Origin of the sequence: Nocardioides sp. CFH 31398 (assembly GCF_022436705.1) — a bacterium.
Taxonomy (GTDB): domain Bacteria; phylum Actinomycetota; class Actinomycetes; order Propionibacteriales; family Nocardioidaceae; genus Nocardioides.
Genome location: NZ_JAKUHT010000008.1, coordinates 180,538 through 201,872, shown reverse-complemented (window position 1 = coordinate 201,872; position 21,335 = coordinate 180,538). Strand labels below are relative to the sequence as shown.

At 73.5% G+C, this 21,335-nt stretch carries 21 protein-coding genes; 4 read left to right on the top strand and 17 right to left on the bottom strand.

The genetic code is table 11. From position 1 onward, the window contains the following. Positions 1 to 75: 75 nt before the first annotated feature. The 6 genes from paaI to paaA all read right to left on the bottom strand — a co-directional run bounded on the left by paaI (position 76) and on the right by paaA (position 4,434). On the bottom strand, positions 76 to 546 hold the full coding sequence (paaI, locus tag MJ876_RS08575) for a hydroxyphenylacetyl-CoA thioesterase PaaI (protein ID WP_240235845.1): 471 nt from the start codon (positions 544 to 546) through the stop codon (positions 76 to 78). Beyond that, positions 543 to 1,598 carry a 1,2-phenylacetyl-CoA epoxidase subunit PaaE gene (gene paaE / locus MJ876_RS08570; RefSeq protein ID WP_240235844.1) on the bottom strand — a complete coding sequence of 352 codons (1,056 nt, stop codon included), beginning with the start codon at positions 1,596 to 1,598 and terminating at the stop codon, positions 543 to 545. The genes paaI and paaE overlap by 4 nt, the downstream gene beginning before the upstream one ends. After that, the gene (gene paaD / locus MJ876_RS08565; protein WP_240235843.1) at positions 1,598 to 2,095 is read right to left on the bottom strand and encodes a 1,2-phenylacetyl-CoA epoxidase subunit PaaD; all 498 of its coding nucleotides are present in this window, start codon (positions 2,093 to 2,095) and stop codon (positions 1,598 to 1,600) included. The genes paaE and paaD overlap by 1 nt, the downstream gene beginning before the upstream one ends. Next, complete coding sequence (gene paaC, locus MJ876_RS08560) at positions 2,092 to 3,018, bottom strand: 1,2-phenylacetyl-CoA epoxidase subunit PaaC (RefSeq protein WP_240235842.1); 927 nt, start codon at positions 3,016 to 3,018, stop codon at positions 2,092 to 2,094. The genes paaD and paaC overlap by 4 nt, the downstream gene beginning before the upstream one ends. A 13-nt stretch (positions 3,019 to 3,031) precedes the next feature. Next, positions 3,032 to 3,343, bottom strand: a complete 312-nt coding sequence (gene paaB / locus MJ876_RS08555; RefSeq protein ID WP_240235907.1) for a 1,2-phenylacetyl-CoA epoxidase subunit PaaB — start codon at positions 3,341 to 3,343, stop codon at positions 3,032 to 3,034. Between the two features lie 80 nt (positions 3,344 to 3,423). Next, positions 3,424 to 4,434, bottom strand: coding sequence for a 1,2-phenylacetyl-CoA epoxidase subunit PaaA (gene paaA, locus MJ876_RS08550; protein WP_240235841.1), 1,011 nt, complete (start codon positions 4,432 to 4,434; stop codon positions 3,424 to 3,426). Between the two features lie 53 nt (positions 4,435 to 4,487). Here paaA and paaZ point away from each other — a divergent pair, with 53 nt between their 5' ends. Then, a complete protein-coding gene (paaZ, locus tag MJ876_RS08545; RefSeq protein ID WP_240235840.1) occupies positions 4,488 to 6,545 on the top strand; it encodes a phenylacetic acid degradation bifunctional protein PaaZ in 2,058 nt (685 codons plus the stop codon). Between the two features lie 367 nt (positions 6,546 to 6,912). Then, positions 6,913 to 7,809, top strand: coding sequence for a sulfite exporter TauE/SafE family protein (locus MJ876_RS08540; RefSeq protein ID WP_240235839.1), 897 nt, complete (start codon positions 6,913 to 6,915; stop codon positions 7,807 to 7,809). On the opposite strand, the gene MJ876_RS08535 is transcribed toward MJ876_RS08540, so the two are convergent. After that, complete coding sequence (locus tag MJ876_RS08535) at positions 7,799 to 9,268, bottom strand: NAD(P)/FAD-dependent oxidoreductase (protein ID WP_240235838.1); 1,470 nt, start codon at positions 9,266 to 9,268, stop codon at positions 7,799 to 7,801. The genes MJ876_RS08540 and MJ876_RS08535 overlap by 11 nt on opposite strands. A gap of 55 nt (positions 9,269 to 9,323) precedes the next feature. On the opposite strand from MJ876_RS08535, the gene MJ876_RS08530 reads away from it, so the two are divergent. Next, positions 9,324 to 9,863 carry a DUF4334 domain-containing protein gene (locus tag MJ876_RS08530; protein WP_240235837.1) on the top strand — a complete coding sequence of 180 codons (540 nt, stop codon included), beginning with the start codon at positions 9,324 to 9,326 and terminating at the stop codon, positions 9,861 to 9,863. Positions 9,864 to 9,887: 24 nt separating this feature from the next. Here the strand turns inward: MJ876_RS08530 and MJ876_RS08525 are convergent, their stop codons facing one another. The 7 genes from MJ876_RS08525 to MJ876_RS08495 form a co-directional block, all read right to left on the bottom strand. Next, positions 9,888 to 10,913, bottom strand: coding sequence for a CNNM domain-containing protein (locus MJ876_RS08525; protein ID WP_240235836.1), 1,026 nt, complete (start codon positions 10,911 to 10,913; stop codon positions 9,888 to 9,890). Then, positions 10,910 to 12,424 (bottom strand): hemolysin family protein, encoded by a 1,515-nt coding sequence (locus MJ876_RS08520; RefSeq protein WP_240235835.1) that lies wholly within the window; start codon positions 12,422 to 12,424, stop codon positions 10,910 to 10,912. The genes MJ876_RS08525 and MJ876_RS08520 overlap by 4 nt, the downstream gene beginning before the upstream one ends. Before the next feature lie 242 nt (positions 12,425 to 12,666). Continuing rightward, positions 12,667 to 13,176, bottom strand: a complete 510-nt coding sequence (locus MJ876_RS22175) for an Hsp20/alpha crystallin family protein (RefSeq protein ID WP_240235834.1) — start codon at positions 13,174 to 13,176, stop codon at positions 12,667 to 12,669. Between the two features lie 27 nt (positions 13,177 to 13,203). After that, positions 13,204 to 14,145 (bottom strand): glycine betaine ABC transporter substrate-binding protein, encoded by a 942-nt coding sequence (locus MJ876_RS08510; RefSeq protein ID WP_240235833.1) that lies wholly within the window; start codon positions 14,143 to 14,145, stop codon positions 13,204 to 13,206. Then, positions 14,142 to 15,725 carry a BCCT family transporter gene (locus tag MJ876_RS08505; RefSeq protein ID WP_240235832.1) on the bottom strand — a complete coding sequence of 528 codons (1,584 nt, stop codon included), beginning with the start codon at positions 15,723 to 15,725 and terminating at the stop codon, positions 14,142 to 14,144. The genes MJ876_RS08510 and MJ876_RS08505 overlap by 4 nt, the downstream gene beginning before the upstream one ends. 76 nt (positions 15,726 to 15,801) lie before the next feature. Next, positions 15,802 to 16,620 carry a cytochrome c oxidase assembly protein gene (locus MJ876_RS08500; protein ID WP_240235831.1) on the bottom strand — a complete coding sequence of 273 codons (819 nt, stop codon included), beginning with the start codon at positions 16,618 to 16,620 and terminating at the stop codon, positions 15,802 to 15,804. A gap of 1 nt (position 16,621) precedes the next feature. Further along, complete coding sequence (locus MJ876_RS08495) at positions 16,622 to 17,149, bottom strand: DUF2243 domain-containing protein (RefSeq protein ID WP_240235830.1); 528 nt, start codon at positions 17,147 to 17,149, stop codon at positions 16,622 to 16,624. 114 nt (positions 17,150 to 17,263) lie between these two features. Between MJ876_RS08495 and purU the strand changes: the two genes are divergently transcribed. After that, positions 17,264 to 18,169, top strand: coding sequence for a formyltetrahydrofolate deformylase (gene purU / locus MJ876_RS08490; RefSeq protein WP_240235829.1), 906 nt, complete (start codon positions 17,264 to 17,266; stop codon positions 18,167 to 18,169). Positions 18,170 to 18,263: 94 nt separating this feature from the next. On the opposite strand, the gene MJ876_RS08485 is transcribed toward purU, so the two are convergent. The 3 genes from MJ876_RS08485 to paaK form a co-directional block, all read right to left on the bottom strand. Then, on the bottom strand, positions 18,264 to 18,761 hold the full coding sequence (locus MJ876_RS08485) for a nucleoside deaminase (protein ID WP_240235828.1): 498 nt from the start codon (positions 18,759 to 18,761) through the stop codon (positions 18,264 to 18,266). Between the two features lie 223 nt (positions 18,762 to 18,984). Continuing rightward, positions 18,985 to 19,872: a homocysteine S-methyltransferase gene (mmuM, locus tag MJ876_RS08480; protein WP_240235827.1), complete on the bottom strand. Its 888-nt coding sequence runs from the start codon at positions 19,870 to 19,872 to the stop codon at positions 18,985 to 18,987. A gap of 28 nt (positions 19,873 to 19,900) precedes the next feature. Then, the gene (gene paaK / locus MJ876_RS08475) at positions 19,901 to 21,211 is read right to left on the bottom strand and encodes a phenylacetate--CoA ligase PaaK (RefSeq protein ID WP_240235826.1); all 1,311 of its coding nucleotides are present in this window, start codon (positions 21,209 to 21,211) and stop codon (positions 19,901 to 19,903) included. Positions 21,212 to 21,335 lie beyond the last annotated feature (124 nt).

Here is a 21,335-nt window from a genome sequence, read left to right as displayed (position 1 = left end):
TTGTCGCTTCCCGTGCTGAATTCGGCACGGTAAGCGACAGCACGACCACTTACCCTGGGAATCTGCGCGCAGCCGTCATCCCTCAGCCAGCGCCGGGTTCGGCCGGCCGGTGGAGCGGCTGCGGCCGCGGAACTCGGCGATGACGACGCCGTCGCCGTCGCCGTCGGCCTCGCGGACGACGGTGACGTCGTAGATGCCCGACCGGCCGCGGCGGGAGACCTCGCGACAGCGGGCGACGAGGCGGTCGCCGAGGCGGCCGGGCTCGAGGAAGCTGATGTCGAAGCCCGCGGCGACGGTGACCTCGCCGCCGGCGTTGCAGGCGACCGCGAAGGCGGTGTCGGCGAGGGTGGCGATGAGGCCGCCGTGGCAGATGTCCCAGCCGTTCACCATGTCCGGGCGCACGACCATCGCGACCTCGGCGCGGCCGGGGCCGACGTCGAGGTGCTCGAGGCCGAGGGCGCGGCCGGCGGCGTCCCCGCGCAGCATCTCCTCGGTGCTGCGGCGGGCGACCTCGTCGGGCGTGGGACCGGGGTGGGCGGCGCTCACGCGTCGAAGTCCACCGTGAGGGCGTCGCTGACGGGGACGGTCTGGCAGGTCAGCACGAAGCCGGCCTCGACCTCGTCGTCGCCGAGCGCGTAGTTGCGGCGCATGTCCGCCTCGCCGTCGACCACCTTGGCCCGACAGGTGCCGCACACCCCGCCCTTGCAGGCGAAGGGGACGTCGTTGCGACTCGCCGCCGCGCCGTCCAGGATCGTCGTGGACCGCTCGATCGCGCCGGTCGTCGTCCGGCCGTCGAGCACGATGGTCACCTGCGCGGCCTCGCCCGACGCCTCGGGCTCGGGCCGGTCGAGCTCCGGCGGCGGCTCGTCGACGTAGAAGAGCTCGACGTGCACCTTCTCGGCGGGGACGCCGAGCTCGCCGAGCACGTCGCGGGCGTCGTTGACCATCCCGAACGGCCCGCAGAGCCACACGTGGTCCGTCGCGCCGAGCGGGGCGACGACGGGCAGCAGCCGGCGCATCCGGTCGGCGTCGAGGCGACCCGAGAACAGCTCGACGTCGCGCGGCTCGCGCGACATGACGTGGACGAGGTTGAGGCGGGCGCCGTGACGGTCCTTCAGGTCGGCGAGCTCCTCGGCGAACATCACCGAGTCGGTGCGGCGGTTGCCGTAGACCAGCGTCACCGAGGACGCCGGGTTCGTGAGCACCGTGGCCGCGATCGACAGCATCGGGGTGATGCCGGACCCGGCCGCGATGCAGAGGTGGCGGCCGGCCTCGGTGGGGTCGGCCCGGAAGCTGCCGGTCGGGGTCTGCACCTCGACGACGTCGCCGGGGCGCACCTCGCGCGACAGCCAGGTCGAGAACAACCCGTCGGGGATCTCCCGTACGCCGACCCGCGGCCGCGCCCCGGCGGGGGCGCAGATGGAGTAGCTGCGGCGGTGCTCGGTGCCGTCGATCCGCCGGCGCAGCGTCAGCGACTGCCCGGCGGCGAAGTCGAACTCCCCGCGCAGGTCGTCCGGGACGTCGAAGGTGACGGCGACCGCGTCGTCGGTGAGGCGCTCGACCTCGGCAACGGTGAGCTCGTGGAACGCCGAGCGCATCAGATCTCCTTCACGTGGTCGAACGGCTCGAGGCACTCCCGGCAGGCGTAGATCGCCTTGCAGGCGGTGGCGCCGAACTCCGAGACGAGACGGACGTCGTCGCTGGCGCACCGCGGGCAGCGGACGGCGCGGCGGGTGGGCAGCAGGTCCAGCGCGATCGGGCCGCCCGCGGGGGCGGCGCCGGGCGGGGAGATGCCGTGCTCGGCGAGCGCCCGCCGTCCGGCGTCGGTGATCCAGTCGCTCGACCACGCCGGGGTCAGGCTGACCCTGACCTCGACGTCGTCGTACCCGGCGTCGAGCAGACGGTGCTCAAGGTCGTCACGCATGGTCGCCATCGCCGGGCACCCCGAGTACGTCGGGGTGATGGTCACGACCACGCGTCCGTCGTCCGCGACGACGTCGCGCAGGACGCCCAGGTCCTCCAACGTCAGCATCGGCATCTCCGGGTCCGTCACCCGGGCCGCGACGCTGCGGGCGTCCAGCACCGCCGCGCTCACCACTGCCCCAGGGGGTGCGCGCGGGCGACGGACTGCATCTCGGCGAGCATCCGCGACAGGTGCTCGGTGTGCCGGCCGTCGCGGCCGCGTCCGCCGGCGACCGGACCGGCGGAGGGCACCTCGGGCCGGTCCACCCCCGCGGTGGCGAGCACCTGGTCGAGGACGGCGCCGACCTCGCCGGCGAGCTGTGCGGGGTCGACCCCGACACCCTGCACGGCGGCGTCCGCCTCGACCGGGTGGGTGGCGAACAGCTCGTCGTGATGGCGCCAGACCACCGGCAGTGCGGCCTCCAGGCGGCGGCGCGACTCGTCGGTCCCCTGCGCGAGCGTCACGAACCACCGGCCGGCGTACGTGCGGTGGTAGGCGACCTCCTTCACGCCCTTCGCGGCGATCGCCGACAGCACCGGGTCGGCGGAGGCGACGAGGCGCTCCAGCAGCGCGAGACGGTACGTCGCGAAGACGAGCAGGCGCGCGATCGTGACCGCGAAGTCGCCGTTCTCCGGCTCGACGAAGCGCAGGTTGCGGAACGCCGGCTCGTCGCGGAAGAACGCGAGCGCGTCCTCGGCGGGAACGGGCGAGCCCTCCGGCATGGCCGGCACCACGGAGGCGTCCGCCGCCGCGGCCCGCGCGAGCAGCAGCCGGGCCTGGCCGAGCAGGTCGAGCGCGGTGTTGGCCAGCGCGATGTCGTCCTCGAGGTCGGGTGCGTTGCTGGCCCACTGCGACAGGCGGTGGGAGTAGACGAGGGCGTCGTCGCCGAGCATCAGGCAGTACACCGCCAGCGTGGCCGGGTCGGCGCCGTCCGGGATGGTGGTGTCGACGCCGGCCAGCGGGTCCTCGAAGGAGGTGCCGAACGCCCAGTGGGAGTCGTCCTCCCCGAGCAGGCCGTCGTAGACGGAGTCGTGCCCGGAGTCGTGGTCGCTCATGGGTCCTCCGCCCTCACATGTGGGGGACGTCGTCGGGGATGTCGTAGAACGTCGGGTGCCGGTAGACCTTGTCGCCGGCGGGGGCGAACAACGGGTCCTTCTCGTCCGGGCTGGAGGCGGTGATGGCGTCCGCGCGGACCACCCAGATCGACACGCCCTCGTTGCGGCGCGTGTAGACGTCGCGGGCGTGGTGGACCGCCATCGCGTCGTCCGCCGCGTGCAGGGAGCCGACGTGCACGTGGTTCAGGCCGCGCTTGCCGCGGACGAACACCTCGTAGAGCGGCCACTCCCCCGACGGCGGCTGCTCGCCGAGCGCGGTCGGCACGCCCTCGAGCGGGACGGCGCCGTGGCCGCCCTCGGCGGCGAAGTCGGTGCCCGCCGGTGTCGTCGCTCCCGTCTGCTCGCTCACCGGGTCTCGACCCGCCCGTCGCGACCTCGCGAGCTCGGTCGCGGGGCTTGCTCGACCTTCGCGCGGTCTCGCCCGGTCTCGTCCCTCGACCGGGCGAACGCACTCGCCGCCTCGCGAACCCACGCGCCCTCGTCGTGGGCGCGCTTGCGGTGCGCGATGCGCTCGACGTTGCAGGGGCCGCCGCCCTTGACGACGGCCATGAACTCGTCCCAGTCGGGCTGGCCGAAGTCGTGCGCGCCGCGCTCGTCGTTCCAGCGCAGGTCGGGGTCGGGCAGCGTCACGCCGAGGCGCTCGGCCTGCGAGACCGTCATGTCGACGAACTTCTGGCGGAGGTCGTCGTTGGTGTCGCGCTTGATGCCCCACGCCATCGACTGGGCGGTGTTCGGCGAGTCGGCGTCCGGCGGGCCGAACATCATCAGCGCCGGCCACCAGAAGCGGTCGACGGACTCCTGCACCATCGCGCGCTGCTCCTCGGTGCCGCGCATCATCGTCATCAGCAGCTCGTAGCCCTGCCGCTGGTGGAAGGACTCCTCCTTGCAGATCCGGATCATCGAGCGGCCGTAGGGCCCGTACGACGTCCGGCACAGCGGAACCTGGTTGCAGATCGCCGCGCCGTCGACGAGCCAGCCGATGGTGCCGACGTCGGCGTACGACAGGGTCGGGTAGTTGAAGATGCTGGAGTACTTCTGCTTGCCGGAGATCAGCTTCTCGGTGAGCTCGCCGCGGGAGGTGCCGAGGGTCTCGGCGGCGGAGTAGAGGTAGAGACCGTGACCGGCCTCGTCCTGGACCTTGGCCAGCAGCGTCGCCTTGCGCCGCAGCGACGGCGCGCGGGTGATCCAGTTGCCCTCCGGCTGCATGCCGATGATCTCGGAGTGGGCGTGCTGGGCGATCTGGCGCACGAGGGTGGCGCGGTACTTCTCGGGCATCCAGTCGCGCGGCTCGACCCGGTCGTGGCGGGCGATGACGGCGTCGAAGCCGTCCTGGAGCTCCTGGGTCGAGAGCGTCATGCAGCCTCCAGAGAATCTTTCCTGACCGATCGGTCTGTAATAGTGTGCCACGCATGACCTCCGCCGGGAAGACGCCGTTGCTCGAGCACTACCTGGCCGGGAGGTGGGTCACCCCCGCCGACGAGGGCGTGCCGCTGCGGGACGCCTCGACCGGCGAGGAGGTGGCGCGGTTCTCGCAGACCGCGCCGGACCTGGGGGCCATGACCCGCCACGCCCGCGAGGTGGGCGGGCCCGCGCTGCGGGCGCTGACGTTCCACGAGCGCGCCGGGCTGCTCAAGGCGCTCGGCAAGCACCTCGGCGAGCACGCGGCGGAGCTGCACGAGCTGTCGCTGCGCACCGGCGCCACCCGCGCCGACGGGACCGGTGACATCGAGGGCGGCATCGCCACCCTGTTCGCCGCGGGCAGCGTCGGCACCCGCGAGCTCCCGGACGACACGATCGTCCTCGACGGTCCGCCGGTCCCGCTCGGCAAGGGCGGCACCTTCCTCGGCCAGCACCTCTTCAGCGCACGCGACGGGGTGATGGTGCAGGTCAACGCCTTCAACTTCCCGGTGTGGGGCGTGCTCGAGAAGCTCGGCCCGGGCCTGCTCGCGGGGCTGCCGCAGATCGTGAAGCCGGCGCCGCAGACGGCGTACGTCACCGAGCGGCTGGTCCGCCTCGTGGCGGACTCGGGCCTGCTGCCCGCGGGGGCGCTCCAGCTGCACGTCGGCAGCACCGACGGTCTGCTCGGCGCCCTCACCGTGGGCGACCACGTCGCCTTCACCGGCTCGGCCCGCACCGGCGCGCTGCTGCGCACCCACGACGCCGTCGTCGGTGGCGGCGTGACGCTCGGCGTCGAGGCGGACTCGTTGAACTGCTCGATCCTCGGCCCCGACGTCACCCCGGACGACCCCGAGTGGGACCTGTTCGTCAAAGGCGTCGTGACCGAGATGACGTACAAGGCGGGCCAGAAGTGCACCGCGATCCGCCGGGCGATCGTCCCGGCCCGCCGCGCCGACGAGGTCGTCGAGGCCATCTCGGCCCGCCTGGCGCGGACGACGGTCGGGCACCCCGCCGCCGACGGCGTCCGGATGGGCGCCCTGGTCAGCCTCGAGCAGCGCGACACCGTCCGCGCGGCCGTCGAGCGGCTGCGCGCGTCGTCGCGGGTGGCGTACGGCGACCCGGCGTCCGTCGAGGTCACGGGCGCGGACGCCGAGCGTGGCGCGTTCATGTCGCCGGTGCTGCTCCGCGCCGGCGAGGGGGCCTCCGAGCCGCACGACGTGGAGCCGTTCGGCCCGGTCAGCACGGTCATGACCTACTCGAGCGTGGAGGAGGCCGTCGAGCTCGCCGCCCGCGGCCGCGGCAGCCTCGCCGGCTCGGTCGTCACCCACGACCCGGTCGTCGCGCGGGACCTCGTGCGCGGCCTGGCGCCGCACCACGGCCGCGTCCTGGTGCTCGACCGTGACGACGCGGGCGAGTCCACCGGCCACGGCGTCCCGCTGCCGACCCTCGTGCACGGCGGACCCGGTCGCGCCGGCGGTGGCGAGGAGATGGGCGGCGTCCGCGGCGTCCTGCACCTGATGCAGCGCAGCGCCGTCCAGGGCTCGCCGGACATGATCACCGCCGTCACCGGCCGGTGGACGACGGGCTCGCGGCGCCGCGACGACGGCACCCACCCGTTCCGCAAGTCGCTCGCCGAGCTGCGAGTCGGCGACACCATCGCGTCGGGGTCGCGCCGCGTGAGCCTGGAGGACATCGAGCACTTCGCCGAGTTCACCGGCGACACGTTCTACGCGCACACCGACGAGGAGGCCGCGCGGCAGAACCCGCTGTTCGGCGGCATCGTCGCCCACGGCTACCTCGTGGTCTCGCTCGCGGCCGGCCTGTTCGTGCAGCCCGACCCCGGCCCCGTGCTCGCGAACTTCGGCGTCGACTCCCTCCGCTTCCTCACCCCGGTCAAGGCCGGCGACGACATCGCCGTGACCCTCACCGTCAAGCAGATCACCCCCCGCGCCCGCGCCGACTACGGCGAGGTCCGCTGGGACGCCGTCGTCACCAACGCCGACGGCGCCCCCGTGGCGACGTACGACGTCCTCACGCTCGTCGCCAAGACCTGGCCGCCCGCGGACTGAGCCGCTCCCGGGTCTCGGCGCGGGTCGCTCCAGTCACGGGAGCCTCGGGAGTCACGAGAGCCTCGGGTTTCACCAGCCGGCTGGTGATGTCCCCGGCCTGGCGGACGACGTGCCGACCTGGCGGACGAAGTTTCGGGGGCCGAGTCGGGGTTTCACCAGCCGGCTGGTGAAACCCCCGGGCTCAGGACCCGCCCCCATCCAGCCCCCAGTTCAGCCACGAGCCGGCCCGGAACGGCCTCGCGAGCGCCCCGCGCGGCGCGACACGCCGTGGAAGGCTGGGCCGATGCTGTGGAAGGTCGTGTATTCCACTAGTCTTCGGTCGGTCGCTAGATCTAGCAGACCAAACCGGACTTGGAGGACTTGACGCATGTGGCTCGTACTCGCCTTCGCGCTGGCCGGTGGCCTCGCCCAGCTCGTGGACGGCACCCTCGGCATGGGGTTCGGCGTCACGTCGGCCACGGTCCTGCTCGCGCTCGGTGTCGCCCCGGCGACGGCGAGCGCCGCGACCCACGCGGCCAAGCTGCCGACGACGCTCATCTCGGGCCTGTCGCACTGGCGTGAGGGCAACATCGACACCAAGATCCTCCTCCGCGTCGCCCTGCCCGGCATGGTCGGCGGCTTCCTCGGCGCCGTCGTGCTGACCGGCATCAGCCTCGAGGCCGCCAAGGGCTGGATGTCCGGGCTGCTGCTGTTCTTCGGCGCCGTGATCCTGCTGCGCTTCGGCTTCGGCGTCCGCCTGATCCCGGTCCCGAAGAACGGCGAGCGCACCCGCTGGCTGGCGCCGGTCGGCGTCCTCGGCGGCTTCGTCGACGCCACCGGGGGCGGCGGCTGGGGTCCGGTCGTCACCCCGAGCCTCATGACCATCACCCGCCACGAGCCGCGCAAGGTCGTCGGCACCGTGAACGCCGCCGAGTTCGCCGTCGCCGTCTCGGTCTCCGCGGGCTTCATCACCGGCGCCGCGCACCAGGACATCCCCTGGCTGCCCGTCCTCGGCCTCGTCCTCGGCGGCGTCTGCATCGCCCCGATCGCCGCACGCCTCGCGGGCCGTCTCCCCCACGCGCCGATGGGCACGATGGTCGGCGGCCTCGTCATCCTCGTGAACCTCGTGACCGTCGTCTCGCTGCTCGGTGGGCTGCCGGGCTGGCTGGACGCCGTCCTCATCGTCGCCTGGCTCGCGCTCATCGGCCGCCTCGCCTGGCGCGCCTGGGAGAAGGAGAAGGCCGGCCGCCTGCAGGTCGTCGGCACCCCCGAGGTCAACGCCTGAGGCCGAGGGCCTCGTAGTCCGCGGGGTCGAAGCGGGCGGCCCGGCGGTACTCCACGCCGAGCCCCGGCCAGTTCGTGGTGATGCGGCCGGACGCCGTGCGGTACCACGACGAGCAGCGGGTCCAGACGCTGTCGCGCAGTCGCCGCTGCACCTTCTCGTCGTGGGCCCGCTCCACGTCGGCGCGGACGTCGAGCGGAGCGCCGGTGCGCCGGAGCTGGTCGACGTAGTCCCCGACGTACGCCGCCTGCGTCTCGAGGAAGTAGACGATCGAGCCGCCGCCGGTGTTGGTGTTCGGCCCGTACATGCACAGCAGACCGGGGAACCCGGGCACGGTCAGGCCGTGCAGCGCGTGGGCGCCGTCGGCCCAGTACTCGTGCAGGTCCCGCCCGCCGGCGCCCCGCACCGTCATGCCGGCCAGGAACTCGCTCGCGGCGAACCCGGTCCCCCACACCACGACGTCCGCGGGGTGCAGCGTCCCGTCGTCGGTGACCAGGCCCTCCGGCACCACCCGCTCGACACCGCCCGTGACCAGCGTGACGTCGGGGCGCGCGAGCGCCGGGAGGTAGTCGTCGGAGAAGAGCAGCCGCTTGCAGCCGATCGCGTACGACGGCCACACCTGCTCGAACAGCCCCGGCTTCCCCGCGGTCTGGCGACGCATGTGACGCCGTGACCAGGCACGGACGACGGCCGCCAGCGGACGCGAGTAGGCCCAGGCGACGCTGAGCGTCTCGACCACGAGGTACCAGAACAGCCGCTCGGCGCGGAGCGTCAGCGGGACCAGGCGGAACAGCCGGTGCCGCCCCGGCCCGAAGGCCCGGTCCGGTCGGGGCGCCAGGTACGGCGGCGTGCGCTGGACGACGGTCGTGTGGCCGGCCACCGCGACGATCTCCGGCACGGCCTGGATCGCGCTGGCGCCGGTCCCGACGACGGCGACGCGCTTGCCCGTGAGGTCGACGTCGTGGTCCCAGGTCGCGGTGTGGAACGCCGGGCCGGCGAAGTCGTCACGGCCGGGCAGGTCCGGGACCGCCGGCGTGGACAGCTGCCCCACCGCCGAGACCAGGACGTCGCAGACCAGCTCCTCGCCGTCGTCCAGCGCGACGGTCCAGCGGCCCGTCGCGTCGTCGTACGTCGCGCCGACGACGGTCGTGCCGAAGCGGACGTGGCGGCGGACGTCGTGCTCGTCGGCCACCCGGCGCAGGTACTCGAGGATCGCGGGCTGCCGGGAGAACCGCCGCGGCCACCGCGTGTGCGGGGCGAACGAGAAGGAGTAGAACGGCGACGGCACGTCGCAGGCCGCTCCCGGGTAGGTGTTCTCCCGCCACACCCCGCCCACGTCGTCGCCGCGCTCGACGAGCACCAGGTCGGTCACGCCCCGGCCCTTCAGCTCGATCGCCGCGGCGAGACCGCCGAAGCCCGTCCCGACCACGACGACGGACGGCGTTCCCGAGGACGTCTCCATCGCCCTAGTCTCGGGGGTCCCGACCGGCGGCCGGGCGGGGGCACGGAGGGTGGACATGACGATCGGCACGGACCTCGAGGGCGGTGTGACGACCGCGGAGGCGCTCGCGGTGTACGACGACCTGCCCGCCGTGACCGTCGAGAAGATGCTGGGCTCCTGGCGCGGCAGCGGCGTGCCGACCGGCCACCCGATGGACGGGCTGCTCGAGACGTACGGCTGGCACGGCAAGCGCTTCGACAGCCCGGAGGACGGCCACCCGCTGGTCTTCCGAGGCCCCCGCGGTCTCTACAGCGCGAACCCGGCGCTGGTGCCGATGGGGCTGGTGTCCCGGTTCGGGCCGCGGCTGCGGCCGCCGGCGGTCGCCGCCGCGGGGCGCCGGGCCGTCGCCCTCACCAGGACGCGTGCGCCGCGCTCGCGGCTGCGCATGGTGGAGCACCGTGGCGTCGTCACCGCGACGATGGCCTATGACGCGCTGCCGATCTGCGACCACTTCCGCCGGCTCGACGAGTCGTCGCTGCTCGGCGTCATGGACCTGCGGGGCATGGCGCAGCCGTTCTTCTTCCTGCTGCGGCGCGACCCCGGCCGGGGGCTCTGAGCCCCGGCCGGGGTTGCGGCATCCTCAGGCCGGCTCCGGCTCCGGCTCCACCGGGTGCGGGAACAGCCGCGACAGCACGTCGCTGAGCGTGATCACGCCCGTGCCCTCGTCGGTGGAGACGAGGACGAGGTGCGAGCGCTCCTCGCGCATCCGGCGCACCGCCTCGTAGACGGGGGTCGCGCCGTCGATGGTCGGCAGGTCGCGCAGGAGCGACTCCGCCGGCCGGTCGTCGTCCTCGGCGAGGGTGTCGCGCACGTGGACGAAGCCCGTCCAGCGGCCGGGCGGACCGACGAGGACCCGCAGGTGCCCCGTGTCGCGGGCGACCCGTCGTACGTCGGCCATGGTGGCGCCCGCGGGCACCGCGGTGGCCTGCCGCCTCACGTCGACGAGCTCGCCGAGGGTGAGGTTCTGCAGGTCGAGGGTCTCGGTGAGGTGCGCCGAGAACGCCGGGTCGAGCGCGCCCACGTTCGCCGAGTGCTCGATGAGCTGTCGCAGGTCGGAGGCGTCCTGGCCGGACGACACGCTGTCCTGCGGCGTGACGCCCACCCGGCGCAGCAGCCAGTTGGCGGCCTCGTTGAGGAACACGAGCACCGGCCGGAAGACCCACATGAAGCCACGCATCGGCAGCGCGAGCATGGTCGCCGCGGTCTCCGGGTGCGCGATGGCCCACGACTTCGGCGCCATCTCGCCGATGACGAGGTGGAGGAACGTGACCACGATCAGCGCGATGGCGAACGCCGCCGCGGTGGCGAGCCACCCGGGTGCGCCGAGATCCGCGAGCAGGGGCCGCAGGGCGTAGTCCAGCGCCGGCTTGGTGACGGCACCGAGGCCCAGGGCGCAGGCGGTGATGCCGAGCTGCGAGCCGGCGAGGAGCACGGTCAGCTCCCCGTGGCTCCGGAGCGCCGCGCGGGCGGCCCGGCTGGTGGGCGCCTTCTCCTCGAGGCGGTGGCGGCGGGCGCCCAGCAGGGCGAACTCCACCGCGACGAAGAACGCGGACAGGACGATCAGCGCGATGGTGACGGCCACGACCGCGATCGGGTTCGAGGTCATGCCCGCTCCTCCTGTCGGTCGGTGGTGCCCGCGACGGGCTCCGTGGTCGTGCCGTGCTCAGCCGTCGCCGGTCCCGCGGGGACGTCGTCGTCCCCGGCGGCCGGGGCGTCCTCGTCGTCGGTCGGCGCGATCTCGTCGGCGTCCACGAGCGTCACGTGCACCAGGCCGGGGACGTGCCGCTCGAGCTCGAGGACCTCGAGCCGCAGCCGGTCCGGTGGGGCGTCGCTCTCGAGCAGGTCCTCGCCGGTCGGGACGAGGTCGACCTCGACCACGTCGCCGACCTCGGCGAAGGCACCGTTGACCTCGACGAGCAGGCCGCCGAGGGTCTCGCTCTCGAGCTCGGGCAGGTCACGGCCGACGGCGCGCTCGAGCTCGTCGTACGGCAGGGAGCCGGGCAGGGTCCACTCGGTGACGGGCTCCTCGCCCTCCTCGTGCGTCTCGAGCACGGTGTAGCCCGGGTCGAGCTCGGGGTCGTGCTCGTCGTCGATCTCGCCGACGAGCTCCTCGGCGAGGTCCTCGAGGGTGATGACGCCGGTGAGGCCGCCGTGCTCGTCGAGGACGCAGGCCAGCTGCTGCTTGCGGCTGGTGAGCTCGGTGAGCGCGTCCGGGAGCGACATGACCGCCGGCACGAGGACCGGCTCACGCATCACGCTGGCCACGTCGCGACCCGTGCGGTCGGTGACCGCGAGGACGTCCTGCAGGTGGACGACGCCCACGATCTCCTCGATGCCCTGCTCCGAGGAGAGGACCGGGTAGCGGGAGTGGCCCGAGGCCATGGTCGTCCACAGGTCGTCGAGGGAGTCGTCGGCGCGGACGACGCCGAGGCGCGCCCGCGGCACCATCGCGTGCTCGACGTCCTCGTCGGGGAAGTCGACGATGCGGTCGATCAGCAGCGCCAGCTCGCCCGGGAGGTCGCCGGTCTCGCGCGAGTCGGCGACGATGTGGGCGAGGTCCGCCCGGCTCGCCGACGACTCGACGTCGTGCACCGGCTCCATGCCGGCGAGCTTGAGCAGGCGGTTCGAGGCCGCGTCGAAGATGACAATCAGCCAGCCGAACGCGGCGAGGTAGATCGTGGTCGACCGCGCGAGCCAGCGCGCGACGGGCTCGGGCTTCGCGATGGACAGGTTCTTCGGGAACAGCTCGCCGAACAGCATCTGCACGAACGTGGAGAACAGCAGCGCGAAGGCGGTGCCGATGCCGATGCCGACGCCGGTCGGCACGCCGACCCCGCCCAGCGCGACGCCGAGTGCCTCACCGATGAGCGGCTCGGCGACGTAGCCGACGAGCAGGGCGGTGACGGTGATGCCCAGCTGGGCGCCGGACAGCATGAACGAGGTGCGCCTGGTGACGGCCAGCGCACGGGACGCGGCGACGTCACCCTCGGCCTCACGGGCCTTCAGGCGGTTGCGGTCCACCGTCATGTAGGCGAACTCCTGGGCCACGAAGTAGCCCGTGGCTGCGGTGATCAGCAGCACGACGAGCAGACCCAGCAGCAGGCTCAGGACCCACATGACGGCACCTCCCTCAGCGGGAGGGGCGCCGGCTCAGCGGCGCAGCGAGGACGGAGGGGGCGAGTGGGAGCCGGTTGTCGGCTCGGACTGTCGCAGTCCATCGGTGTGTCGGGTCTCCTGGAGACGACGGGAAACGGAGAGATCAGTCTGCCAGACCCGCCCACTCCCTGTCCGATCCGCGTGCACGCCGACTTCCTGGCACCCGCTCACGCAGGTCGGGGCGCTGAGCGCCGGTGAGGAGGTCAGTCCGCCGTGACGGGGCGGGTGGTGGCGCCGGCGGAGCGGTCGGCGACGGAGATGCGGGTCGAGCCGGACTCCCGGGCGGCGCCCGCGACCGTGATCTCGACCAGGCCGTCCACGAACTCCGCGGTGAGCTGGGTCGGCTCGGTGCCGTCCGGCAGCGTGATGGAGCGCCGGAACTCGCCGCGGTAGCGCTCCTGGACGTAGTACGCCGCGTCCCCGAGCCGCGGATCGGGCTTGCGGGCGCCGCAGACGGTGAGGACGCCGTGGTGGAAGCGCAGGTCGACCTCGTCGGCCGGGACGCCGGGCAGCTCGACCTGGATGAGCAGGTCGTCGCCCACGGCGAGGATGTCGGTGGTCGGCACCCAGGCCGAGGCGTGGGTCCGCTCGGCGGCCTCCACCCCGCGCTCGGGCCCGCCCACCGTGCCGTGCGTGCCGAGGCTGCGGATCCGGCCGAGCTCGCTGAAGTAGTCGGCGACGCCGTCGAACGGGTTGGTGTGGCGGTCGGGCACGGGTCCTCCTGGGGACGGGGTGGCGGGTCAGCCGAGGTCGAGCGGGGTGGTGAGGCCCTGGCCCTCGAGGTAGGAGCGGGCGACGACGCCCGGGTCGCGGCCGTCGGCGACCTGCGCGTTCATCGCGACCATCGCCTCCTCGGTCAGGGTCTCGTTGACGGTGTCGACGACGGTCAGGAACGCGTCGCCGTCGATGCGCTCGAGCTTCGGCTCCCCCACGACCATCACCACGTTCTGTGACCCGAACAGCCGCTCGGGATCCTCCAGCAGCGTGTAGCCGCCGCCCTCGAGCTGCGGGTCGGTGCTGAACGCGTCGACGGCGTCGACCTCGCCCTCGTCCAGCGCGGCGTACTGCGCGCCGAGCTCCAGCGGCACGAAGTCCACGTCGTCGAGCCCGTACACCTCCGAGAGCCCGAGGAGGCCGAGCCGGAGGTCCTCGAACTCGGGGCGGCCGCCGAAGCGGACCGACCCGACCTCCGCGAGGTCACCGATCTCGGTGAGGCCCTCGGCGCGGGCGTACTCCGGGGTGACGGCGACCGCGTCGGTGTTCTCGAACGGGGTCATCGCGCTCATGACCATGTCCTGGGTGGCGTAGAAGTCCTCCGCCCGCGCGTAGGTCTCCTCCGGGTCCAGACCCGAGACCTCCTCGCCGGCGACCACCGACAGCACGGTGCCCGTGTAGGCGACGTAGCCGTCGATCTCCTCGGCGGCCAGGGCCTGGTCGAGGTCCTCGGCGGGGCCGACACCGGTCCGCAGGTCCACGGCGTACCCGTTGGTCGCCAGGGCCTGGCGCCACAGCTCGCCGAGGACCCGGGCCTCGGGGAACTCCTGGGTGCCGATCCGGATGCGGAGGGCGGCGCCCTGCGGCTGCTGCGAGGCGTCCTGCTCGGTCGACGTCCCGCAGGCGCTCAGGACCCCGGCCGCGACCAGGCCGGCGAGGCCGAGAGCCGTCGTCCGGGCGGACCTCACGCCGTGCCCCGCGGCTCGGGCAGGACGTCGTCCGCGTCGGCGGTCCCCCTCTGCGGTCCGCCACCGGCGCCCGGCTCCCGTTGCTCGCGTGTCTCCTCGCGCAGCGCCTTCACCCAGCAGTACGCGACGCCGATGATCACGAACGTGAACGGCACGGAGCCGAGGACGGCGGCCTGCTGGAGGGCCACGAGACCCCCGACGAGCAGCATCGCGCAGGCGATGCCGCCCATCAGCACGCCGAGGACGATCACGACCGCCTTCGACGGCTCGAGGGAGCCGCGGGAGGCCATCGTCGCCATGACGACGCTGGCGGCGTCCGCGCCGGAGATGAAGAACAGGGCGATGAGGATGACGCAGACGAACGAGATGATCGTCGGGAACGGCAGCGCGTCGAGGGCCTGGAACAGGGAGAGCTCCGGCGTCGCGAGGGTGCCCAGGATGTCGGCCTCGCCGGTGCGCTGCAGCTCGATGCCGGTGCCGCCGACGACGGCGAACCACACGAACCCGAAGCCGGTGGGCGCGGCCACGACGCCGAGCACGAACTCGCGGATCGTCCGTCCGCGCGAGATCCGCGCGACGAACATGCCGACGAAGGGCGCCCACGAGATCCACCAGGACCAGTAGAAGATCGTCCAGCTCGCCATCCACGGCTCGTCGCCGACGCCGGTCTCCAGCGACATGGGGATGACCTGCAGCACGTAGTCGCCGATCGACTGGATCCCGTTGGAGATGACCAGCACGGTCGAGCCGCCCACGACGAGGAAGAACACGAACAGCACGATCGTGGCGACCGCGCCGGCGTTGGCGAGGACGTTGATCCCCTTCTCCACCCCGGACGTCGCGGACACCAGGAACAGCGCGGTGACGGCGACGATGATGGTGACCGCGACGGCGTTCGACTTGGGGACGTCGAAGAGGTAGTCCAGGCCGCTGTTGAGCTGCAGACCGTTCAGCCCGAGCGCGGTGGCGGTGCCGAAGATGGTGGCCACGATGGCGAGCGCGTCGACGAGCCGGCCCAGCGGCCGCGTCGTCGCGTTCGGCCCGAGGATCGGGGTGAAGGTGGCGCTGACCAGCGTCGGCAGGCCCTTGCGGTAGCTGAAGTACGCCATCGCGCCGCCGAGGATCGCGTACATCGCCCAGCCGTTGAAGCCCCAGTGGAAGTAGGTGTAGCGCAGGGCCGTGAGCGTCGCCTCCTGGCTCTGTGGCTCCGCGAGCCCGTGCGGGGGCGCCGACCAGTGCGTCACCGGCTCCGCGACGCCGTAGAAGAGCAGCCCGGCGCCGAGGCCGGCGGCGAACATCATCGAGACCCACGAGAAGGTCCTGAAGTCGGGCCGTGAGTCGTCCGGGCCGAGCCGGATCCGGCCCCAGGGGTGCACGACCAGCACGAGGCAGAAGACCAGCCCGGCGAAGGCGATGAGGATGAACGCCCACCCGAAGTTGCCGACGACCCATCCCAGCGCGGTGGTCATCGTGCCGCCGAGACTGGCGGGCGCGACGATCCCCCAGACGACGAAGACCGCGATCAGGGCGGCGGAGCCCCAGAACACGGCCGGGTCGGTCCCACGGGTCAGGCGGTTCACGCGCACCTCCGAGCAGATGGCACCGCGACGGAGCGCGCGGCCGTCCCACCCAACCGGACGAATGTGGCCATGTCCATCAACCAACAGGCTGATGGTCGCGACGTCCGGCCGTGCACCCCGGACGGTCACGCCGGGGGTCGGGTCTCCAGGTCGACACCAGGGCCAGGGCGAGGAGGAGCTCGGCGACGTCGCCGCCGTAGTACATGAGGGTCCCGGCGCCGCGGAGCTGCTCCGCGGGAGCGGTCACGTGACCCAGCGCCCCGGCGTACAGCAGCTGGGAGAGCACGGCGTGGCCCGCGACGGCGACCCCGAGGACGACGAGGCGCGACGGGACGGACGGCCGGTGGGGTGCCGGGTCGGGTCCGGCCACCGCGTGCGTGAACAGGCACCCGGCCAGCAGGAAGTGGAGCGTCACCAGGTGCGCGGCCGCGGGCTCGCGCATCGCCAGCGCGTGCAGTGGCGTCAGGTGGAGCGCGGCCAGCCCACCGAGCGTCAGCACCAGCCCGGTGACCGGGTGGGTCAGCGGCACCGCGGGGCGCGAGCGCAGCACGCGCACCAGGCGCCGGGCCCGGCGGGTGGGCAGCGAGCGCAGCAGGAGCGTGACGGGGGCGCCCAGCACCAGGCCGAGGGGTGCGTACATGCCGACGAGGAGGTGCCCGAGCATGTGGGTGCGCAGGTCGTGAGCCGGGTACGGCGCCCACCCGGAGGGGTGGCCGACCAGCAGCCCGGCCACCAGGACGGCGGAGCCGGTGAGGAAGGCCACGACGCGCCACGGGCTCCAGCCCCGTGGCCCCACAGCCTCACGGGCGGCGAGGACGGCGTACGCGGCGGCCCCGAGGAGCACGATCGCGGTCGCGACGACCACGACGCCCGGCGTGCCGGCGTCGTGGTGCACCTCAGGCCGGCCCGCCGGCGGGCGTGGCCGCCCGCCGCTGCAGGAACCACCCTCCGGCCACCAGGGCGGCGCCCAGCGCGAGGAAGAGCAGGTCGGCGAGGGTCTGGTGGCGCCCGCTGACGACGTGGTGGATGCCGAGGAGGTGGTGGTCGACCAGTCCCTCGACGAGGTTGAAGGTCCCCCAGCCCACCAGCATCCAGCCCCACAGCGCCCGGGAGCGCCACACGCGCCCGCGGGCGTGGGCCACACGGGCCGAGAGGACGCCGAGCCCGGCCAGCACGGCCAGCCAGGTCACGGTGTGGAAGAGACCGTCCCACAGCGTGTTCATCTCCAGGCCGTGCACGGTGTCGACCGGGTGGGTGCCGACGTCGATCCGGGCCGTGGCCGAGCTCGACAGCATGTGGTGCCACTGCAGCACCTGGTGCAGCAGGATCCCGTCGACGAACCCGCCGAGGCCGACGCCGAGCAGGATCCCCGGCAGACGGACGTCGGCGTGCGTCCGCCTCGACCGTTCCCGTGTCGTGGGCACCGGCACCACCTCCGGGCCGCCCGTACCCGGGGACGCGCCACCCATCGGGACCCCGCCCTGCGGTAGCGTCCCGGCCGCGCGGCGCGACGCGGGCGCACGAGGACCGGAGGGACCATGACCAGCACACCCCACGCCCCGCTGCCCCCGGCGACGCCCGCCACCCGGGCCGCCGACCGCGGCCGCCTGATGATCCAGTGCCAGGACCGCCCCGGCATCGTCTCGGCCGTCAGCACCTTCCTCACCAACGCCGGCGCGAACATCGTCTCGCTGGACCAGTTCTCCACGGCCGCGGAGGGCGGGCGCTTCTTCCAGCGCACCGAGTTCCACCTGCCCGGGCTCAGCGCCGCGCGCGACGACCTCGAGCAGCGCTTCGCCGCCGAGGTCGCGGACCGCTTCGAGGTCGAGTTCTCCCTGTCCGAGGCCGCACGCCCGAAGCGCGTCGCGATCATGGCGTCGAAGACCGACCACTGCCTGCTCGACCTGCTGTGGCGCAACCGCCGCGGCGAGCTCGACCTGACGGTGGCGATGGTGATCTCGAACCACCCCGACCTGGCGGACGACGTCCGGCCGTTCGGGGTGCCCTACTTCCACGTGCCGGCCACGAAGGACAACCGGGCCGAGGCCGAGGCGCGGATCCTCGAGCTGCTGCGCGGCAACGTCGACCTCGTCGTCCTCGCCCGCTACATGCAGATCATCACCGACGACTTCCTCGACGCCGTCGGCTGCCCGCTCATCAACATCCACCACTCGTTCCTGCCGGCCTTCATCGGCGCCGCGCCGTACCAGAAGGCGAAGGACCGGGGCGTGAAGCTGGTGGGCGCGACCGCGCACTACGTGACGGCCGACCTCGACGAGGGGCCGATCATCGAGCAGGACGTCGTCCGGGTGGACCACCGACACTCGACGGCCGACCTCACCCGGCTCGGTGCCGACGTCGAGCGCGCCGTCCTCTCGCGCGCCGTCCGGTGGCACTGCGAGGACCGCGTCGCGCGCCACGGCAACACGACGGTGGTCTTCTAGCCCGTCCCGGACCCGGCCTCAGCGCTGAGGTGGTCGAGCAGGGAGGAGCGCCAGCGACGACCGCGTCGAGACCGCCGGTCGGCGAGCGGCAGCCTCAGGCCTCCCCGGTGACCGCCTGGCGGTGCAGCTCCCTCACCTCGTCGGCGAGCTCGGCGACGGGGCCGGCGGTCGGGACCCCGGGCGCGACCGCGCGGATCGGCAACGGCGCGACCGGGGACGCCGGTGCGCCGAGCTCGCTCGCCCAGCGCGTCGTCTGCTCGACGGAGGTGGCGAAGACGATGCGCCCCAGCCCCGCCCACGCGTGGGCAGCGGAGCACATCGCGCAGTGCTCGCCCGAGGTGTAGACCGTCGCGCCCGGGCGGTCCTCGACGGCCAGGTGCTGAGCACCCCAGCGCGCGAGCTCGAGCTCCGGGTGCCGGGTGCCGTCTCCCCCGGCCACCTCGTTGCGGCCCTCGGCGAGGACGGTGCCGTCCGCGCCCACGAGCACGGACCCGAACGCCTCGTCCCCGGCGGCCACCGCCTGTGCCGCGAGCTCGACGCAGCGGCGCAGGTGGACGAGGTCGGTCTCGGTGACGATCGAGGGGTCGCTCATGGGGCCATTGTCCGACGGGTGGCCCGAGCCCCCGCCGGTCACAGGGTGGTCGAGCAGCCGAGCCGCGCCAGCGGCTCCGCGTCGTCGAGACCGCCGGAACCAGCCCCGGGGCCCCTCACCGTGGTCTCGACGACGCGCGCTCGCCAGGGCTCGCGGGCTGCTCGACCACCTGCAGGGCTGCTCGACCACCTGAACCGCCCCGGCTCGTGCAGCCAGGCTTCGACTACCCCAGCCGCTCGACCAGCGCGGTGACGTCCTCGGGGCCGACACGGCAGCAGCCGCCGACGAGGCGGGCACCGCCGTCGACCCAGCGGCGGACGTCGTCCGCGGCGAAGGCGGACTCCCCCGTCCAGGCGCGGGCGACGGCGTCCCAGTCCTGGCCGCTGTTGGGGTAGGCGACCGCGGGCGCGACGTCCGCGGCCAGGTCCACCGCCGACGCCACCTCGGCGGGCGGGACGCAGTTCACGCCGACGGCGACCACCTCGGCGACGTCCGCGGCCATCGCGAAGGCCTCGGCGAGCGGCTCGTCCTGCCGGGTCCGACCACCGACGGCGGTCAGGGAGAGCCAGGCCACCAGCCCGGTGCCGTCGAGCTCGGCCAGCACGGCCTCGACCTCCGCCAGGCACGGCACGGTCTCGACGGCGAGGACGTCCGCACCCGCCTCCGCCAGGACGGCGAGCCGCGGACGGTGGAAAGCGCGCAGCCCCGCGACGTCCAGGTCGTAGTCGCCGCGGTACTCCGAGCCGTCGGCGAGCACGGCGCCGTACGGGCCGACCGAGGCGGCCACCCAGCCGTCGGGCGCGACCGCGTCGCGGGCGGTGGCGGCGACCTCGACGCTGCGGCGCATCAGCGCCGCGGCCCCGTCGCGATCGAGACCGAGCCCGGCGAAGCCCTCGAACGACGCCTGGTACGACGCCGTGGTGGCGACCTCGGCGCCGGCGGCGAAGAACTCGCGGTGGGCCGCCTCGACCGCGGCCGGGTCGTCACGCAGCAGGCGGGCCGACCACAGGGACGACGACAGGTCGTGGCCGTGGCGTTCCAGCAGGGTCGCGAGCCCGCCGTCCAGGACGACGGGGCGGTCACGGACGACGTCGACGAGGGCGGGGCGCACGGTGCCATCGTCGCAGCGCGCGGGACCCTCAGCGCTTCGGGCGCTCGTCGACGATGCGGCGCATCTTGCCGACCGACCGCTCGACGCCGCCGGGCCCGACGACGTCCACGGTGACACTGACGCCGATGACGGCCTTGATGCGCTCGCGGAGGGTCCGGCCGGCGTCCTCGGCGCTCTCGGGGCCGACGCCGTCGCGACGCTCGACGACCACGGTGAGCTCGTCGAGGGTGCCGGGGCGCGACAGCCGGCACTGGAAGTGCGGTGACAGCGCGGGGAGGTCGCGGAGGATGAGCTCCTCGATCTGCGTCGGGAACAGGTTCACCCCGCGCAGGATGATCATGTCGTCGGTGCGCCCGGTGATCTTGCCCATCCGCCGCATGGTCCGCGCGGTGCCGGGCAGCAGCCGCGTCAGGTCGCGGGTCCGGTAGCGGATCACCGGCATCGCCTGCTTGGTCAGCGAGGTGAAGACCAGCTCGCCCTCCTCGCCGTCGCCGAGCACCTCACCGGTGATCGGGTCGATCACCTCGGGGTAGAAGTGGTCCTCCCAGATGGTCGGGCCGTCCTTGGTCTCGACGCACTCGCTGGCCACGCCGGGGCCCATCACCTCGGACAGCCCGTAGATGTCGACCGCGTGCATGTCGAGGCGCTGCTCGAGCTCGGCGCGCATGTCGTCCGTCCACGGCTCGGCGCCGAAGATGCCGACCTTCAGCGACGACGAGCGCGGGTCGATGCCCTGGCGCTCCATCTCCTCGACGATCGCGAGCATGTACGACGGCGTCACCATGATCACGTCGGGCGCGAAGTCGCCGATCAGCTGGACCTGGCGCTCGGTCATGCCGCCGGAGACGGGGACGACGGTGCAGCCGAGCCGCTCCGCGCCGTAGTGGGCGCCGAGGCCGCCGGTGAAGAGGCCGTAGCCGTAGGCGACGTGGACGACGTGCCCGGCACGGCCGCCGGCGGCGCGGATGCTGCGGGCGACGACCTCGGACCAGACGTCGAGGTCGTCCTTCGTGTAGCCGACGACGGTCGGGCGGCCGGTCGTCCCCGACGAGGCGTGGATGCGCGCGACCTGCTCGCGGGGCACGGCGAACATGCCGAACGGGTAGTTCTCCCGCAGGTCGGCCTTGGTGGTGAACGGCAGCCGCGCGAGGTCGGCCGGCTCGCGGACGTCGTCCGGGTGGGCACCCGCCGCCTCGAACGCCGCGCGGTAGTGCGGGACGTTGTCGTAGGCGTGCCGGACGCTCCATCGCAGCCGCTCGGTCTGCAGGGCCCGCAGCTCGTCGGTGGACGCCCGCTCGATGGGGTCCAGCTCGTCCGGACGGGGGCTCAGGTCCTCCATGGGCGCTCCTGGCAGAGAGTGACTGACCGATCGGTCAGTAATGCTAGCGCCGGAGGACGCACGCGGCTACGGGCACGCACGGCTGCCGCGACTCCCGCCGGTCGAGCCTGTCGAGACCCTTGCG